Here is a 15,560-nt window from a genome sequence, read left to right as displayed (position 1 = left end):
GTGCTGGGCAGTCAGCCGGTGGCCAGCATCTCTTCCCGCAGGCGGGCACAGATGCGGGTGATGAGTCGGGAGACGTGCATCTGGGACAGGCCCATTTCCTTGCCTATCTCGGTCTGGGTCATCTCCGCACCGAAACGGAGCTCGAGGAGAGTGCGCTCGCGCTCGTCGAACTGAGCGAGGTGCGGCTTGAGGGCCTGGATGTCTTCGGCCAGAGCGAGCGCGGGGTCCTCGTTGCCGATCAGGTCGGCGATGAGTCCGGTCCGTTGCTGGCTGCCACCGGCTTCGATGGGCCGGTCGATGGAATCGGCGTCAAAGCCGTTGCAGGCGACCAGGCCCTCGATGACCTCGTCCTCGTCCAGCTCGAGGTGGGCCGCGTAGTCGGCGACGGACGGCTCGGGAATGCCGCGTCCCTCGATCACTTCGCGGGCGCGCGCGAGGTCCACGCGCAGCTCCTGCAGCCGGCGCGGGACGTGCACGGACCAGGTCGTGTCACGGAAGAACCGCTTGATCTCACCGGTGACATAGGGGATGGCGAAGGTGGTGAACTCGTTCTCCAGCGACACATCGAAGCGGTCGATGGCCTTGATCAGGCCGACCGTGCCGACCTGCACCACGTCTTCCATCTCCTGTCCGCGGCTGCGGAAACGGCGCGCGACATAGCGCACAAGCGACAGGTTCATCTCGATGAGCGTGTTGCGTGCGTACTGGTACTCCCCCGTGCCTTCCTCAAGGGTCACCAACCGCTCGAAGAACTGCTTCGAGAGGCGACGCGCATCTGGCGGGGCCACACGTGGGGCCTTGTCCACCAGCGGCAAGGAAGGCTGCGCAGACCCAGGCTCTGCGTCCCTTTCCGAGCGGGTCACGGATGTGTGGATCTGCGTTGCTGCCGTCGCCATGGCTGGCTGCTCCTCTCCGCTGTCCGTCACTGCGTCGCTCCGTCATCTACCCGCGGGTCAGACGCAAAACATCTTGCGGGGGGGAAACTGTTTCCGCGGGGCAACCACGGTGCCGGATCCGTCGGTGGGCAGTCGGCGGGGTCGATGAGCTGCAACAGGCCTTGTGCGCGCTGTCCGTTGTAGCGCTCACAGGCAGGCCACCGGGCCGCCGACCCCGCTGAGCGACGGGGTGTTCGCGCGTCGTCCTACAGGAGCCGCCCGGGGCTCCGTCGTTGTCGACCGCCGATTGTCAGGACCGGGGCCGGTACGGAGGGGGCGGGGAGAGGGAACAGGCGTCGCATGGCGGCAGTGTGACATGCCTCGCTCACTCGATTGCACGCGATCCGAGTTCGATGCCACGGGACACCGGCGCTGGAGGACAGCAAAACCTGCGAGGCCTGGGGCCAAGGCGCCGACCGCCGCGTAGTCCATGGCCACGAACTCAACAGCGCGGCCCGCCCCGGGCCGGGGCCCTTTGAACGGCCCGTTTCGCCACAGCCCCAGCCTCCACCGCCTCCGCATCGTTAGTGCTCGGCCCGCCCGGAGGCGCGTCAAGCTGACCGAATCCCTAAATTGAGTTAAACGCGACGACATGGGCGCTTTGGTAAGCCATGCGTGTTCTGACGTGCCGGGATCGGCAAATGCCGGAGCGAGGAAGGACGAAGACCGTGGGCCATGGCGGAGACGTCATCCAGGAGCTGACCACCGACCATCGGGAGGTCGATGACCTCTTCAACCAGTTCGACGATGCCAAGCCCGGCAGCGCGGACCGCAAACGGCTGGTCGATGCGATCACGATCGAGCTGGTGCGGCATTCGGTCGCAGAGGAGCAGCACCTCTATCCGGCGGTGCGCGAACACCTGGAAGAGGGCGATGCGCTGGCGGACAAGGAGATCGACGACCACGGCCGCGTCGAACGGCTCCTCAAAGGCCTGGAGATGCTGGAGGCGATCGATCCCGACTTCGACCGCATGGTCCGCGAACTGCGCACCGAGGTCACCGCCCACGTCGATGACGAGGAAACCCACCTCTTCCCCCAACTGCGCAATCACGTCCACCAGCCGGTCCTGGACGAGCTGGCAGAGCTGGTGCGTGAGGCGAAGAAAACCGCCCCCACCCGGCCGCACCCGGGCGCGCCGAGCACGCCGCCAGCCAACAAACTCCTGGCACCCGGCCTGGGCTTGGTCGACCGCGCCCGCGACTACGTCACCGGCCGCGGCAGGACCAGGGCCGGCGAACTCGCCCAGGGCGAACGGTCACCATCGGCGCCGACGACGCGGACATGATGTCCCGGCACAAGGTCCGGCGCCTCCCCGTCATCGAGGGCCCCCGCCTGGCCTGGTGCAGGGCTCATCCTGGCCCCTGACGCCTTGCGCGAGGCCACCCTTGATATCTAAGGGCTGCGGGGGTGGCCTACACCCCTCGCGGGCGCTGTGCATCGCAGGGGGAGCGAGGCAAGGCTTGGGCAGCCCCAGTTGCTCGCCCTCTGGCTCTGTCGGTCTTCATCAGCCGCTTGCGGTCGCGTAGAGCCAGTACAGCTCGTGCCACCTGCCCTCGTATTCCGCCCGCATCCCATCCGCGCGGGACGTCGGGACGCCCCACCAAGAAGAGCCCAGTGTGGTGATGATCAGGCGCGCCAGGCAGCCGGCCTCCGGAGACCCACCGGGCGAGGCTGCGGCCGTCGATGAGGCGCAGGGGGTGATCGAGATCGGCGTGGGCGCGCTGCGCGTGGGGGTGAAGGAGCTGATGGTGACGATGACGGCCTGGTCGCAGCGGTGGTAGGCGCGGTAGGTGCCGTTGACGGTGCAGGGCGTGGGCAACGAGAGCCCGCCTGCTCGGCGCTCACCGTGACGGCTACTGGCTGCGGCGCCCTCTGGAGCAGGAACACGAGCTCTCGTCAGAGGTCGAGCAGTGGTCATCGACCGTGAGAGCATCCACGGGCCCTCACTCAACTGGGACACGATCGGGCACCTCCTGCTCTGCCGGCTCGGCGTTCAAGAGCTCCAGCAGTGAACTGGCCATACTGGAGGTGGCGGCCTCGCTGGCGCCCAACTGCGCGGTGCCGCTCGGCCAGGTGATCCGGGCCGTGGACGACCGCGAACTGCGGCTGCTCTGGGCCATGGACGAGCGCGCACGGCGAGGACTGATCCGCTCTTGTCAGACGCGGGCCCACCCGCCGCCGGCGCTCCGCCCGCTCCTCAATGGGCGGCTTCCACGGCCGCCCCGGCCCGGTCCCCCGGACTGGCGCCTCGGCCTACGCCAGAATGCCGTCGTCTCGCACGTGCAGTGTCGGAGAATGCTCTCGATACCCCCACTGGGCTGCATCCTCGGGCACCACCCAGACTCTGGCCTGGAACGCCTGAGCAGGCGTCAACGAAGCTGTACACGCGTCGAGCGGGCTGGTCCGTGTAGCCCTGCCCGGAATGGTGACCTTCACCGACGTCCCCCACGGATCGGGGCAGGTCTGCTCTACCGCAGCCTGGACGTAGGCAAGCTTCGTCTTCACGGTGACCGGCTTTCCCGAAGTGTTCGTGAACTGCACCAGGAAGGACAGGGCCCCGTCCTTGGTGACGAGCGTGCACGGCGTCCACGCCACCGCGCCCGCACTCCGGGCCTTTCCGCACTGGCGGTTGCCCGCGGCCCCGCCGGACTCGATTGAGGCGGCAGGGCCCGGCTTGGCCACATCCTCTTGCCGCCCGCTCGGCGCGGCCGCCCCGTCCGGCTCCTTCTTGGCCGAGGTGGACTCTCCGCCGCCCGGCCACACGAGCAGCGTGATGGTCCTGGCGACCACCACGGCGGCCGTGGCCGCTCCTGCCCAGACCCTCCAGTCCTTCCCGCGTCGAGGCCCAGCTGTCTGCCGGCATGCGACGGCCGCGGCTGACCGCATGAATGCCGTGGGGTGACCTGACCCTGCTCTTCGGTGAGGGCTTCTGCCACGCGGCACGAGCCCTCACCACTTCAGACATCGCGGGCGCGGCTGGCCCACTCAGCGCTCCTGCCCGGCCGGGCAGGAGCGGATGACTGTCGGCACCTGGACCTCCGTCCCCCGCGGATGGGGCTGGAGGGCATGAGCCGACCGGCTCATGCCCTTCACTTCTCTCCGCGCCGCGCTGCTCCCGTGGTGCCGTGACCGAACCCAGCACGGCCAGTTGTGCCAGTCATGAGTGACATCGATGACCGGCTCCTGGCCCTGGTCGACAGCGTCGTCGCCTGCGACGAGAAACGGCTACCGCTGCTGACGTTGCGCGAGGCCCGCGCCGCGATCGAGCTGCTGCAACTGCTCAGCGCCAGCAACGGCGCTGGAGCGTACGCAGCGCGGCACCTGGCCGGGAACCTGGTCCGACGGCTCCCGGCCGAGGAATGAGGATGGAAGGGGCATTCGGCCTGCTGACGCCTAACCTACGGCCGGCGACGCCACGAAGGCCACGCCCCGTAGACCTCGTCGACGGGCCGTGTTCGTGCTTGCGGCCTTGCCCCATTGAGCTGCTCAGGTCGACTTCCCCGGCGGGCAGTGCCGCCAGGTCTGCCGGATGGTAGCGGTCAGGCATGGTGCTACACGTTCCCGAGCCGATGCTGGCGGCGCCGGTCGCTGTGTTGCCGGCGGCCGGGGTGGCGTACGAGGCCAAGTGGGACGGGTACCGCTGCCTGCTCGCCCGGCACTGCGATGGGCGGGTGGAGCTGCGCTCGCGGCGGGGCACCGCGCTGGCGGTGGCGTTCTGCGACATCGCGGCGGCCGCGCAACGCGACCTGCCCGAGGACGGTGTGCTCCTCGATGGTGAGCTGGTGGTCTGGCACGAGGGCCGGCTGGCCTTCGACCGGCTGCAACGGCGAATGAACCGCACCGCCGCCTCGGTCGTCCGCGAAATCCGCGAAGCGCCCGCCCACTTCGTCGCGTTCGACCTGTTGCACCTGGCGGGCGAGAACCTGATGCCGCAACCGTATCTGCGGCGGCGCGAGCGGCTGGAGCGGCTCTTTGCCGAGGAGGGGCTGAAGCCGCCGTGGACGCTGTGCCCGATGACGCTCGACCGCGCCGAGGCGGAACGCTGGGTCCACGAGTGGGCGGCAGCTGACGTCGGCCTCGAAGGCATCGTGGCGAAGAAACTCGACCAGCCCTACCGCCCGGGCGCCAGGGCCTGGAGCAAACTGCGGATCCGGCACACCACGGAAGCTGTGATCGGCGGTGTCACCGGCACGCTGACCCGCCCCACCGGCGTGTTGCTGGGCCGGTTCGACGCCTCCGGCCGCCTGCGGTACGTCGGCCGCAGCACACCACTGTCAGCACAGGCCGACAGGCAGCTCGTCGGCCAGCTGGAGCCCGCGGCGGCAGACCATCCCTGGCACGGGCGCTCCTTCTCGGCGGGCTGGGGCTCGCGCGAGACGCTCTCCGCCGACCTGGCGGAACCTGATCTGGTCGCCGAAGTCAGCGCCGACACCGCCGTGGATGCCGGCCGGTGGCGCCACCCCGTCCGGGTGCTGCGGGTACGCGCCGACATGGTGCCGCAGGACGCCCCACTGTTCGGTGGGGAATGATCGTTGTGCCGAGGCTACTGGCCGCCCGGTGTTCTCTGACGATCAGCTGCCGGGTAGCGCATAATCCGTTTTAGCGTGATCGTTCTGTTCACGTCGCTACGGTCTCTTCCTGCCGCGATGGCCGTCGGCCAGGGCCTCCAACACGTCGGCCGACTTCGGCTGCAGGTCGGTGCCGAGGTACCGGATCCCTTCGCCTTCCGGAGTGCTGTCCTTGCCGATGGGGTGTCGTCGGCTGGTGGCGGTGCGCCATCCATACCGCTCGTGCCACACCAGGGCCTGGGCCGGCTGTTCGGGGTGGAGCAGGATGGCGGCCGCTAAGGGCTGTCCCGTAATCCCTGGTGGATCAGCGCACGGCGTCAGATGCGGTGCATCGCAAGGCGGAGGGACGTCCGGATACTGGGTGTATCCGGATGTTCCGAAAACGCGGCGAGGTGCCGTAGCTGTCGTCGTGCGCCCGCCAGGGATTACGGGACAGCCCTTAGGGGGTCGCCGGCCTGTCGTACTTCCACCCCGTCGGCTTCGGCCACGCCGGCTTCGGTAAGGGCCTCCGCGACGTCCTGGAGGTAGGGCTGGAGGGAGCGCCGGCGTTGTTCGTCCTGCGCGGCCGCGAGGGCACGCCGCCGCGTGATGGCCGGGTATCCGAGCTGTGCCGCGGCGTCACTGCCTAGTTCCGGGGAACCATGTCGCCGCTTCCCTTGGGCTTGCCGCCCGTCGAGCCTTGCCCCCTGGCCGATCGGCTTTGAAGGCGCGGATGGCCAGTGCTCGACCTGGGGCCCCTCATCGCTGGCTACGCGTTCGGGGACCAGGACCATGTGCTCGGAGCCCCCGGGGTCGTACCGGTAGCTGATCCCGTCCGCGGAGTGACGCCGAGCGGCACCCTTGCCACCCGCCTCGGCGGATTGGGCGCCGGCCTTTCTCGTTCCGCCCGCCGCTCCGCGAGCGCGGCGCACCGGTAAGCAGCTGGTCATCAGCCCACGTCCTGCCCGTCTGCTCCGGACACCGCAGTAGCTGTCGTGGGCAGCTCGGCGCACTGGGCAGCTATCAGGCCCCACACGATCGAGCGATACAGCTCGGCCACCAGCATCCGCTTCAGGTCGATACCGGTGAAGTCGCCATCGCCCCCGGATTCCGGGGCCATGACCTCGGCTGGCTGGCCATGGCTTGGTCGCCCTCGAGGCCCAAACCTGCGTGGCCTGCCAATCCTGTACCCGCCGGCCCCCGGCCTCAACGAGCCCCTCGCCGCGAGAGCCCTGGTCACAGACTTCACTATCCCGGCCACCCTCGCCCGAGACCTTCATTCACCGGCTCCAAGCCCCATCTGAAGGCGGGGCACGTAGTGGACCAGCCACGCGCTGGCGAGGCCGGTGGCGGCTCCGGCCGCGACGTCGCTGGGGTAGTGCGCTCCGCTGTGCACTCGCTCCAGGGCCACTATCGCTGTGGGGATGGCGGCCGTCGCTCCCCACCAGGGTGAGGAGGCGGCCACGGCGGCGGTGAAGCCCACGGCGGCGGCGGTGTGACCGGAGGGGAAGGATGAGGAGTCCGGACGGCTCTGGGCCTCGCCGGGCGGGAGCATGTCGCGTGGTGGCCTGCGCCGCTGAGACAGTTGCTTGCCCACCGCATTCCCGGCCAACTGCGCGGTGAGCATACTCAGTACTCCTGCCGCCGCGGCTCTGCGCTCGCGGCTTCCGCCGGCAGCAGCCATAGCCAGGGCGGCGCACCACCACAGTTTGGTTCCCTCGGCTGCGGACTCCACCGCCGACAGCACCTTGTGGGCCAAGGGAGCATCCCACCACGCGGCCTCACGGGTCAGCTGTCGGTCCAGACCACGCAAGTCATCGATTGGGCCCATAGTGCACGTGCTTCCATCCTCCACTGTCCACCGCTCAAGGCCGGTGTCGCACGAGAGACGGGGCGGGATCCGCCCCCGACTCCTTACGGTTCATTGTCCCTCCAGGTGCGGGGGCCCGGGATTGGACTCGGGCTCTTCTTCGGCGGGTGGTCGCCGACGACCGCGCGTCCCCGGATCAGTTCGGCATCGAACTGCAGCCCTAAGGCGAAGGTCGGCCCGGATCGCAACGTGGGCCCTGCAGCCCCGCAAAGCCCATCGAACAGATAAGAGGCGCAAGGGGCCGCGGCTGCGGCGGTGGTGTGCCCGAAGAGCACCCGAGCACCCGTAGCTATTCTCCAGTCCCTGCACCGCTTGCTTTCTTTCGTAGTGCTCGGCTGACTCCGCCATGCGCAACGGGGCCACTCTCAGTGACGAAGCGAAGCCCCATCGCGCTTTTCGAATCGGGTAGCCGCTGCTTGTGAAGGACGCCGAGACACCTGCGGAGGCGCCGTGCAGGCGCCTGTTCCGCTTGGCGGCCGTGGCTTCCCCGCCGACGGCGAAGGTCGCTGCGCCAACCAGGTGGGTGACGGAAGACCCGGGGCTCGCACCGATAAGTCACGCTCGGCGGCCGGGTTCGGTGGCGGCGAAAGGTGCGGTTCAAGAGCCGGGGTGGTTTCGAGGTGCGGCGTGGGCCACGGGGATAGCAGCAGGGCCAGAACACGGACAAGTCCCCCTCGCCAGGAGTCCGGCGAGCCGAGCCCAGCGACGTTGGCCAGGCCTTCTGCGCCGACGGCAGGATGAGCGCACCCGTCCGGCCCCTCCCGGTTGCGGATACCCGAGCGCGGAAGTCCTATGAGCGGGTAGCCCCGGTCACAGATCGACTGAGCGGGGCCGCTGCTGCTCAGCCACCGGGGAGGCAAAATGCGTGGAAGGTGGTACGTCCCGGGAGCCGGGGCGCTGGTGGTACTCGCCACGGTCAGTGGCTGCGACACCCTTTCCGCAAGGCGTGAGCAGGTGACCGCGAAAGTCGCCGGGTTCGAGCGGGCGCTGGCCGCCGGACAGTTGGGGCGGTTGTGCGCCACCCTCGCGCCCGCCACCAGGGAGGAACTGGAACAGTCCGCCAGGAGCCGATGTGATCGGGCGATCGGCCAGGCGATCGAGGAGCAGGAGTTGCCGGCGGCCGGTGCGGTACGGGGCGTGGACGTGTACGGCGATCAGGCCCGGGTCCTGCTGGAGCAGGACACCCTGTTCCTGGCGCACTTCTCCGCCGGCTGGAAGGTGACGGCCGCCGGCTGCCGGCCACGCCCCCAGCGGCCGTACCAGTGTGAGATCAAGGGTGGGTGAGGGCATATGCGGACACTGTTCATCGGGACCCTGCTGGTGGTCGTCGGCGGTTTGGCGTACTTCATGACGTTGGGGGTGATGCACCGATGAGCTCCGATCCGGAACCGGGTACGGTCACTGCACCGAACCGGCACCGCATACGACGCTTTGCGCAGCACAACAGCCTCGGTCTGTTCTTCATGGCCACATTCCTGCTCGCCGTGGCAGGCCAGGCCGTGGCTGGGCACGCCTCGTTCAATGACGAGCTCGTCGCCGACGGGCTGGCCCCCGTCAGCTTCGCCGCGTATGTGACGTCCTCGGACTTCGCCGTCGATGTCACAGAGAACTGGCAGTCCGAATACCTGCAGTTCTTCCTGTACATCTTCTGCACCGTCTGGCTGCTGCAACGCGGATCCCCCGAATCCAAGGAACTCGGCAAGGCCGGTACGGAGTCGGACAAGGAGCAGAGGACCGGGGAGCACGCCAGGAGCGATTCCCCCCGCTGGGCCGCGGATCAGGGCTGGCGGGGGGCCATCTTCTCCCGCTCACTGGGCCTGGTCATGGGGGGCATTTTCCTGCTGTCCTGGCTCACCCAGTCGGTCGCCGGCGTCGCGGCCTTCAATGAGCAGCAATTGCGCCGGCTCCAGGCGCCCACAACGTGGGCCGACTACTTGTCCTCCGCGGACTTCTGGAACCGCACCCTGCAGAACTGGCAGTCTGAACTGCTGGCAATCGCCTCCATGGCCGTGCTCGCCATTTACCTGAGACAACGCGGATCACCGGAATCCAAGCCGGTCGGCGCACCCCACGGCGCCACCGGCGTGGAAGGGGGCTGAGGGGGAGAGGCGGACGGGCAGCCCGGAACCCGATGGCTCGCCCGCGTCCTTACGCAGCGCCACGCTGCTCTCGCGCTGGTCGCCGCATGAGCCCGCTTCGGCTCCTGGCGCGTCAAAGAAGACAGATCAGTGTCGAGCACCTCGACGACATACTCCGCAGCAGCACCATCCTCAACAGCGCTGGGCCTATGGGCTATGAAAAGATGGCTGCATAATTTCGCCGACCTAAGCCTGGTCCTCTACGAATCCACACTGACAACTGGCCGGGCAAGCGAAGCCAGGCTGGTCGGGTCGGGGGCCAGCCTGGCGGCTTTTGGGGCGCCTGCGCCTCGCGGGCGACTGAACTGTCAGTGGGGCCCGTGCAGAACTCGATGCGCCGCCGAACAGCCGGGCCACGGCCCGGAACGGCAGGGTGACAACGTTAGCGATGGCCCCGCCGATGGACCGAGGAACATCTGCGATTGCCCTCAACACGGTGAACCTCCGTCCTCCTTCAGCGCAGAACGCCGGATCTGGCTTGCCGCTGCACGGCCGATCACCGGTCAGGTGCCCGCTAGTCAGCCGAGGAAACAGAGCCGGGGACAGCGACCAGAGCGCCGCCGTCCGGATCACGGGGTACTGCCTTCTGCTCCTTCCGTGCAGGCGGGTATGCGTGGACGAGCGTGGGCCCGTACCTCAGCGATCTTTCGGATGAGGCGTGTGAGTAGATCCGGCCGGTACCCGACGGATGTGGATGAGCACGTCAAAGGCGGGCCGCGCCGGTGCCGTTACTTTGTGCATTCCTCCGGTAGCTTTTTGCATCCAGGCCGGTCGGTTTCACGCGGTCAGTCAGTCCTCTCGGCGAGTGGTCGGCGGCCTGGCTGCAGGCCCCTGTATCTGGCAGCGGGGTTTGCGCGAGCCGCCCCTGCTTCATCCAAGGACAGGGGCGGCCTACGAGTCTGCCCGCCTCCGATACCCGCTCCTGAGTGCCGTGGCAGGGATGGAACGAGGAGCGCGGATGGACAAGGACGACGAGCCGGTGACCGGCCTGACGCCGTGTGACCTGTGCGGTATGCCCACCCCTGTGGCAACGCCGGTCTACAGCCTGGTCCCTGATTCCTCCATCCCTACGACCCGGACCATGACGGCCTGCGCCGTCTGTCAGCCTGCGGCCCCGAACACCTCGGTGAACTCCAGCAGCAGTACCGCACCCGGCCCTTCGCCAAGGAAGAGCTGTGGGCGGGCAAGGTCGCCCGTGCCCTGCGCACACAGCCGGACCTTAACGAGGAGGAGCTGGCCGATGTGACGGGCCTGCACTACATCCAGATCGAGCGCAGCCTGACGTGGGAGAGCGAACGCTTCCTGCGGACCAGAGCTCTCCGAACGATCACGACGGGCCAGCAGGAGAAGCCGGGACATAGAAGCCCGAAGAACCCAACTGACCCGTGCCACCCTCGCAGCGGCCGCTGGGCCGGGTAATGCGTGGACGCAATGGAAAAGCCGCCCTGGTGGCCTGGGGCCAGGGTGGCTCTTGTTCTCCACCACGGGCTCTGGCCAGCCCGTCTTCTCCGGCCTGTCTCCTGGAGGTCTTTCCCTCTTCAGGATAGGCCGGTTGTGCGGTTCTCGCCCGAGGGCCGAGAGCCGAGGCGAACAGCGTGGGGCGGTTAGATGTGGTGGCCGGCGCCTTCGCGGCACAGTGAGGTCGTCGGCCCTGCGCCCGCCCGGGGCCCCTGGAGTCGGGCGCAGAGCCGCCGGCCAGTAAAGACCGGGACGATGGGCGCAGTACGCAGCGCACCCGGGTTGATCTTCATCGTTCAGGCGGCCTGTGTCGTCTGTTCGCCACGCCCATTCGCCCGGCAGGGGGCAATTAGGTACACGGCTGCGTTATGTCCCCATGAGTTCGGGAACCCGTGGTGCGAGAGCCGGATGAGCCTACGGCCCAGTGAAAGGCGGCATGCTGTGGGACATGGTGGTGATGTGATCGCCGAGCTGACCACCGACCACCGGGAGGTCGAAGGGCTTTCAAACAGTTCGAGGACGCTCCCCCCGGCAGTGCAGATCGCAGGCGGCTGGTGGATGCGCTGACGATCGAGCTGGTGCGGCACTCCGTCGAGGAGGAGTACCTCTACCCGGCGGTGCGTGAGCACCTGGAGGAGGGCGATGCGCTGGCGGACAAGGAGCTCGCCGACCACGCTCGCGTCGAGCAGCTCCTCAATGACCTCCAGCAGCGCGAGTTCCCCAGATGCGCACCCACGTGCATCCCTACGCCCTCGAAGAGCTGGGCAACAAGATCCGGCAGGCGAAGAAGAGCGCTCCCACTCGCCCGCACCCCGGCGCCCCGAGCACACCGCCGGCCAACAAGCTGCTCGCCCCGGGCCTGGGGACGGTGGACCGGGTACGCGATTAGGTCTCCGGCCGCGGCAAGTAACGCCGCCTTCTTCCCTTCGCACGAACAACGAAAGGCCAAGCATGTCTGTGGCACGCGACATCATGACCGCTTCCGCTGAGTGCATCGGCGCCGAGGACAGCGTTCTGGAGGCAGCTCGCAAGCTCACCGACCTAGGTGTCGGCGCCCTGCCGATCTGCGGTACCGACGACAAACTCAAAGGCGTTCTCACCGACCGGGACATCACCGTCAAGGTGCTGGGCAAGGGGCGCGACCCGCAGCAGACCAAGGCCGGTGAACTCGCCCAGGGCGAGGCCGTCACCATCGGCGCCGACGACAGCGCCGACGAAATCTTCGCCACCATGGCCCGCCACAAGGTCCGCCGCCTGCCGGTCATCGACGGGCACCGCCTGGTCGGCATGGTGGCGCTGGCCGACGTCGCCCGCGCCCTGCCCGACCCGCAGGTCGGAGACCTCCTCGAAGCCCTCTCCACCGACTGACGACACCGCCGCCACCCGGGTGGCGGCGCGCGCCCACCGGACGTGGACTGGTATTGGCCACAAGAGAGGCGCCGGGAAGGCTGACCGAAGAAAGGGTGAGCAGCTGTGCCTGCAGGATCCAGTAAGAAGCGTGAACGGCAGTACGAGCACATCAAGGAACAGGCCGAGGAGCGCGGCACCTCCGACAAGCGGGCCAAGGAGATCGCCGCCCGCACGGTGAACAAGGAACGCGCCCGCTCCGGCGAAGCCAAAACCGCAAGCAAGACTTCCACCCGCGATCCGAAATCCGCCTCCCAGCGCGGCGGCGAACGCTCGCACCGCGGACCCGGTAGCCCGACCAAAGACCAGCTCTACGAAGAGGCCAAGAAGAAGAATGTCGAAGGCCGCTCGACCATGAGCAAGGACCAGCTGCGCCGGGCCGTCGGCCGCTGACCCACTTGCCCCGGCCAGGTCTACATTCGTAGCCGGCGGCTTCCCTCGAGCGAAGCGGCAGGCTACGCCCGACGGTTGAGGTGTTGTGCAGTCAGCAGGTGGCCAGCATCTCTAGCCGCAGGTGTGCGCAGATGCGGGTGATAAGGCGGGAGACGTGCATCTGGGAGAGGCCGAGTTCCTTGCCGATCTCCATCTGGGCCATCTCGGCGCCGAAGCGCAGTTCGAGGAGCGTGCGGTCTCGGTTGTTGAGTTCGACCAGGTGCGCATTGAGGGCCTGGATGTCTTCGGCAAGCGCGAGGGCGGGGTCTTCGGAGCCGATGACGTCGGCGACGAGCCCGGTCTGCTGCCTGGAGCCGGAGGGACCTCTGTCTCGTCCGGGTTGAGGTGAGTGGCGAGCTCGGCGACGGACGGTTCGTGGACGCCTTGGGCCTTCGAGTTGTTCGCGGGATCGGGCAAGGTCGATGCAGATGCCGGGGCACGCGGACCGACCAGGTGGTGTCGCGGAAGAATCCTTGATCTCACGCTGGATGTAGGGAATGGCCAGCGTGGTGAACTCCACCCCGCGCGAGACGTCGTAGCGGTCGATGGCCTTGATCAGACCGATCGCGCCGACATGCAGCATGTCCTCGGTGCTCTCCTCACGGCCGGAAAAGCCCCGGGCGACGTAGCGCACCAGGGTCAGGTTCATCTCGATGAGGGTGTTGCGCACGTACTGATCCTCGTGCGTCCCCTCCTCCAACGCGTCAAGGCGCAGACACGAACAGCTTCGTGAGCTCACGCGCATTGGCGGGAGCCATGTGCCGCGGGTCCTCGATCTGCGGCAGCACCGTCGGGGCCGGGACGGCACACACCTTCGCCCCCGTCTCCCGTACCGTTCCTGCGGTCATGATGCTGTCGCTCATGGCCGGCTCCCTCCGGTTGCTGAGCCCCGGTCGCCAACCCCCTACCCGACACCTCGATGAGCCCACCCTGCCGGAGGCGTCGGGTCGCGGCCCCAGCACTCGCCCCGCCCCATCGGCACCAGTCATGCCCCCGGCCGCGTTCCGCCCGAGCACAGAGCGGGCAGCCTAAAGGCCTAGATCACAACCCTTTCTTCAGTGACCATTACTGCCACTGAATTCATATCGATGAACTTACTCTCGTCCGGGTTCACCAACTCCTTGTAATTCTTAGACGCGAAGAAGGCGTCGTGATCTGCCCAGCTTTCAAACCAGATTTCAGTGAGACCGTCGTAGGCCGGACTGGGGTACCCTTCAGCCGGTATCGGGTGAGAGACGATGTACCTCTTCACGTACTGCCGCGCTTCCGGAATGGAGGTAAACAACGGGGCGTGGTGGCTTCGGTGATGCTCAACGAATCCCTCGAAGGTCATTCCATCGATACGGTTGATCATGAAAGCGAACTTGATCACGGACTTCTCCCATTCGTGCTCTCGCGGACGCGAGAGGTAGGCGACCTGATACCCCGGCAGCGGGTCGCGAGTCATGGGGTTAACCTAAACGCTCACATCGATGTCAAGGGCAAGTCGCCGTGACCCAATACACACGAGGAGTTGAGGTGCGGATTGGTGAACTGTCCGCCCGGACAGGAGCAAGCCGTCGATCGCTGCGCTACTACGAGCAGCAGGGTTTGCTGGTCAGTACAAGGTCCCCCAGCGGCCAGCGGAGCTACGACGACGAGCACGTCCAGCGGGTGGCGCTGATTCAGGTATTCCTGGCCGCCGGAATGTCCAGCAGAACCATCGCTCAGTTGGTCCCCTGTATGACGCAGCCCAACGTAGACAGAGCTCGGCAAGCCTTGACGGCAATGGATCAGGAGCGAACCCGCCTTTCATCCACAATTGACAGCCTAGCCGCCGCCAGGGAAGCACTTGATCACCTAATTGACGTCAACCGGAAATTCCTGGCGAGCGTGGCGGATGACTCGGCCTCAGACAAACCGAATCAACGTTCTGGGTTTCCTCCGGCGAGATGCTCCAATACAGCTCGCGCTCAGAAGATTTCCCTGGCTGATATCTTCCGCGATCCGCCGGATTTGGGTCCGTGAAAGTACGCAGGGGAGGCGTGCGGTCATGGCCGGCGGTTCGTGCGTACGTCCCAGCGGTAAGTCGTCCATGCTTGTCGGATCAGGCTGCGCACGGTTATGACCCTGTCGGCGAGGTCGAAGCATGCGTCGACCATGGCGCGCCGCTCGTAGCAGCGGGCGAGCCGGTAGAAGGCGCGGCGATCTCGCCGCCTGCCGCGAGTGCGTCGGCTACCGGGTCTCCCACACCTTCCCCGTGTGCGGGCACACCGCGAGGGTGAGGGCGCTCGCGCCCTTCGGGCAGGAAGCGATGGAGCCGACAGGCGGCCAGGTCGGTGTAGCCGCCGAGGTCCGCTAGGCGGTGCTCGGGCTGGTCGACGAGGTGATCAGCGCGCGCAGGCGTACCGGCACAGCGCGGTCAGTGAACCGCCGACTCTCTGAGTGCGGCGTTACGAAACCAGCGATGGATGCCGTGTGACAGGCAGGACCGACTGATCCTCGACGGTTCGCTCCGCCTGGCTAATCTCGGCCCAGACGGCGTCGAGAGACAGGCCGAGGGTGTCGGCGATCGCTGCGATGGTCGGGAAGGCGGGGGTAGCCACACGGCCGGATTCGATCTTCCGCAGAGTTTCCGGCGAGATGTGCGAAGCGAGCGCCACGTCCAGCATCGAGCGGCAGCCCCGGGCTCGGCGGAGCAGGGCGCCAAGGCGCTGTCCGCGTTCTACCTCGGCGGGGGTGAGCGGCAACCTGACCATGACCCCATTCTAATACCGGTACAGTTGGACCGGT

General features: G+C 67.6%; 17 protein-coding genes and 4 pseudogenes. 9 read left to right on the top strand and 12 right to left on the bottom strand.

Going from position 1 to position 15,560, the window contains the following annotated elements; all coding sequences use genetic code 11:
- Window positions 1-11: 11 nt before the first annotated feature.
- Window positions 12-896, bottom strand: coding sequence for a SigB/SigF/SigG family RNA polymerase sigma factor (locus K7C20_RS37250; protein WP_078953365.1), 885 nt, complete (start codon window positions 894-896; stop codon window positions 12-14).
- Window positions 897-1,603: 707 nt separating this feature from the next.
- Here K7C20_RS37250 and K7C20_RS37245 point away from each other — a divergent pair.
- The gene (locus tag K7C20_RS37245; protein WP_048830436.1) at window positions 1,604-2,221 is read left to right on the top strand and encodes a hemerythrin domain-containing protein; all 618 of its coding nucleotides are present in this window, start codon (window positions 1,604-1,606) and stop codon (window positions 2,219-2,221) included.
- 219 nt (window positions 2,222-2,440) lie between these two features.
- Here K7C20_RS37245 and K7C20_RS37240 read toward each other — a convergent pair whose 3' ends face one another.
- Both K7C20_RS37240 and K7C20_RS37235 read right to left on the bottom strand, forming a co-directional pair.
- A complete protein-coding gene (locus K7C20_RS37240; RefSeq protein WP_209443973.1) occupies window positions 2,441-2,755 on the bottom strand; it encodes a hypothetical protein in 315 nt (104 codons plus the stop codon).
- Between the two features lie 434 nt (window positions 2,756-3,189).
- A complete protein-coding gene (locus K7C20_RS37235) occupies window positions 3,190-3,729 on the bottom strand; it encodes a hypothetical protein (RefSeq protein WP_030089426.1) in 540 nt (179 codons plus the stop codon).
- 366 nt (window positions 3,730-4,095) lie between these two features.
- Here K7C20_RS37235 and K7C20_RS37230 point away from each other — a divergent pair, with 366 nt between their 5' ends.
- Both K7C20_RS37230 and K7C20_RS37225 read left to right on the top strand, forming a co-directional pair.
- A complete protein-coding gene (locus K7C20_RS37230; protein WP_245171491.1) occupies window positions 4,096-4,299 on the top strand; it encodes a hypothetical protein in 204 nt (67 codons plus the stop codon).
- Window positions 4,300-4,481: 182 nt separating this feature from the next.
- Window positions 4,482-5,465 (top strand): ATP-dependent DNA ligase, encoded by a 984-nt coding sequence (locus K7C20_RS37225; protein ID WP_053209663.1) that lies wholly within the window; start codon window positions 4,482-4,484, stop codon window positions 5,463-5,465.
- A 967-nt stretch (window positions 5,466-6,432) separates the two neighbouring features.
- On the opposite strand, the gene K7C20_RS37220 is transcribed toward K7C20_RS37225, so the two are convergent.
- A complete protein-coding gene (locus tag K7C20_RS37220; RefSeq protein WP_160328745.1) occupies window positions 6,433-6,603 on the bottom strand; it encodes a hypothetical protein in 171 nt (56 codons plus the stop codon).
- Between the two features lie 156 nt (window positions 6,604-6,759).
- Window positions 6,760-7,110, bottom strand: a complete 351-nt coding sequence (locus K7C20_RS38845) for a phosphatase PAP2 family protein (RefSeq protein WP_052414387.1) — start codon at window positions 7,108-7,110, stop codon at window positions 6,760-6,762.
- Window positions 7,111-8,214: 1,104 nt separating this feature from the next.
- Here K7C20_RS38845 and K7C20_RS37210 point away from each other — a divergent pair.
- Together K7C20_RS37210 and K7C20_RS37205 are read left to right on the top strand one after the other, a co-directional pair.
- A complete protein-coding gene (locus K7C20_RS37210; RefSeq protein ID WP_053209660.1) occupies window positions 8,215-8,637 on the top strand; it encodes a hypothetical protein in 423 nt (140 codons plus the stop codon).
- Window positions 8,638-8,723: 86 nt separating this feature from the next.
- A complete protein-coding gene (locus K7C20_RS37205; protein ID WP_048830399.1) occupies window positions 8,724-9,452 on the top strand; it encodes a DUF6766 family protein in 729 nt (242 codons plus the stop codon).
- Between the two features lie 357 nt (window positions 9,453-9,809).
- On the opposite strand, the pseudogene K7C20_RS39160 reads toward K7C20_RS37205, so the two are convergent.
- Window positions 9,810-9,926: pseudogene (locus K7C20_RS39160) on the bottom strand (LPFR motif small protein); the annotation flags it as partial.
- 666 nt (window positions 9,927-10,592) lie between these two features.
- On the bottom strand, window positions 10,593-10,850 hold the full coding sequence (locus K7C20_RS37200; protein WP_150127297.1) for a hypothetical protein: 258 nt from the start codon (window positions 10,848-10,850) through the stop codon (window positions 10,593-10,595).
- Between the two features lie 540 nt (window positions 10,851-11,390).
- Here K7C20_RS37200 and K7C20_RS37195 point away from each other — a divergent pair.
- The 3 genes and pseudogenes from K7C20_RS37195 (at window position 11,391) to K7C20_RS37185 (ending at window position 12,749) form a co-directional block, all read left to right on the top strand.
- A pseudogene (locus tag K7C20_RS37195) lies at window positions 11,391-11,838 on the top strand (hemerythrin domain-containing protein).
- 62 nt (window positions 11,839-11,900) lie between these two features.
- Entirely contained in the window at window positions 11,901-12,317 is a 417-nt protein-coding gene (locus K7C20_RS37190) for a CBS domain-containing protein (RefSeq protein WP_053209659.1), read from the top strand.
- 105 nt (window positions 12,318-12,422) lie between these two features.
- A complete protein-coding gene (locus K7C20_RS37185; RefSeq protein WP_053209658.1) occupies window positions 12,423-12,749 on the top strand; it encodes a hypothetical protein in 327 nt (108 codons plus the stop codon).
- Between the two features lie 91 nt (window positions 12,750-12,840).
- Here the strand turns inward: K7C20_RS37185 and K7C20_RS37180 are convergent, their stop codons facing one another.
- The 3 genes from K7C20_RS37180 to K7C20_RS37175 form a co-directional block, all read right to left on the bottom strand.
- A complete protein-coding gene (locus tag K7C20_RS37180) occupies window positions 12,841-13,458 on the bottom strand; it encodes a sigma-70 family RNA polymerase sigma factor (RefSeq protein ID WP_245171487.1) in 618 nt (205 codons plus the stop codon).
- A 34-nt stretch (window positions 13,459-13,492) separates the two neighbouring features.
- Window positions 13,493-13,651: a hypothetical protein gene (locus K7C20_RS38840; protein WP_245171485.1), complete on the bottom strand. Its 159-nt coding sequence runs from the start codon at window positions 13,649-13,651 to the stop codon at window positions 13,493-13,495.
- Window positions 13,652-13,824: 173 nt separating this feature from the next.
- On the bottom strand, window positions 13,825-14,235 hold the full coding sequence (locus K7C20_RS37175) for an EthD domain-containing protein (RefSeq protein ID WP_245171483.1): 411 nt from the start codon (window positions 14,233-14,235) through the stop codon (window positions 13,825-13,827).
- A 71-nt stretch (window positions 14,236-14,306) separates the two neighbouring features.
- Here K7C20_RS37175 and K7C20_RS37170 point away from each other — a divergent pair.
- Window positions 14,307-14,672, top strand: a pseudogene (locus K7C20_RS37170) (MerR family transcriptional regulator); the annotation flags it as partial.
- A gap of 146 nt (window positions 14,673-14,818) precedes the next feature.
- On the opposite strand, the pseudogene K7C20_RS37165 reads toward K7C20_RS37170, so the two are convergent.
- A pseudogene (locus K7C20_RS37165) lies at window positions 14,819-14,974 on the bottom strand (IS5/IS1182 family transposase); the annotation flags it as partial.
- Between the two features lie 246 nt (window positions 14,975-15,220).
- Window positions 15,221-15,526, bottom strand: a complete 306-nt coding sequence (locus K7C20_RS37160) for a helix-turn-helix domain-containing protein (RefSeq protein ID WP_010983415.1) — start codon at window positions 15,524-15,526, stop codon at window positions 15,221-15,223.
- Between the last annotated feature and the right edge of the window lie 34 nt (window positions 15,527-15,560).

It is taken from the genome of Streptomyces decoyicus (assembly GCF_019880305.1).
Lineage (GTDB): Bacteria > Actinomycetota > Actinomycetes > Streptomycetales > Streptomycetaceae > Streptomyces > Streptomyces decoyicus.
The sequence above is the reverse complement of the archived record's forward strand: the minus strand, read 5'-3'. Positions and strand labels throughout refer to the sequence as shown.

What these genes read in the sequence shown, in the direction of transcription:
- K7C20_RS37200 (WP_150127297.1), bottom strand. Translation starts at nt 10,850, where the DNA reads ATGTCCCGGCTTCTCCTGCTGGCCCGTCGTGATCGTTCGGAGAGCTCT.
- K7C20_RS37190 (WP_053209659.1), top strand. Translation starts at nt 11,901, where the DNA reads ATGTCTGTGGCACGCGACATCATGACCGCTTCCGCTGAGTGCATCGGC.
- K7C20_RS37230 (WP_245171491.1), top strand. Translation starts at nt 4,096, where the DNA reads ATGAGTGACATCGATGACCGGCTCCTGGCCCTGGTCGACAGCGTCGTC.
- K7C20_RS37225 (WP_053209663.1), top strand. Translation starts at nt 4,482, where the DNA reads ATGGTGCTACACGTTCCCGAGCCGATGCTGGCGGCGCCGGTCGCTGTG.
- K7C20_RS37175 (WP_245171483.1), bottom strand. Translation starts at nt 14,235, where the DNA reads ATGACTCGCGACCCGCTGCCGGGGTATCAGGTCGCCTACCTCTCGCGT.
- K7C20_RS37220 (WP_160328745.1), bottom strand. Translation starts at nt 6,603, where the DNA reads ATGGCCCCGGAATCCGGGGGCGATGGCGACTTCACCGGTATCGACCTG.
- K7C20_RS38840 (WP_245171485.1), bottom strand. Translation starts at nt 13,651, where the DNA reads ATGAGCGACAGCATCATGACCGCAGGAACGGTACGGGAGACGGGGGCG.
- K7C20_RS37250 (WP_078953365.1), bottom strand. Translation starts at nt 896, where the DNA reads ATGGCGACGGCAGCAACGCAGATCCACACATCCGTGACCCGCTCGGAA.
- K7C20_RS37160 (WP_010983415.1), bottom strand. Translation starts at nt 15,526, where the DNA reads ATGGTCAGGTTGCCGCTCACCCCCGCCGAGGTAGAACGCGGACAGCGC.
- K7C20_RS37205 (WP_048830399.1), top strand. Translation starts at nt 8,724, where the DNA reads ATGAGCTCCGATCCGGAACCGGGTACGGTCACTGCACCGAACCGGCAC.
- K7C20_RS38845 (WP_052414387.1), bottom strand. Translation starts at nt 7,110, where the DNA reads ATGCTCACCGCGCAGTTGGCCGGGAATGCGGTGGGCAAGCAACTGTCT.
- K7C20_RS37210 (WP_053209660.1), top strand. Translation starts at nt 8,215, where the DNA reads ATGCGTGGAAGGTGGTACGTCCCGGGAGCCGGGGCGCTGGTGGTACTC.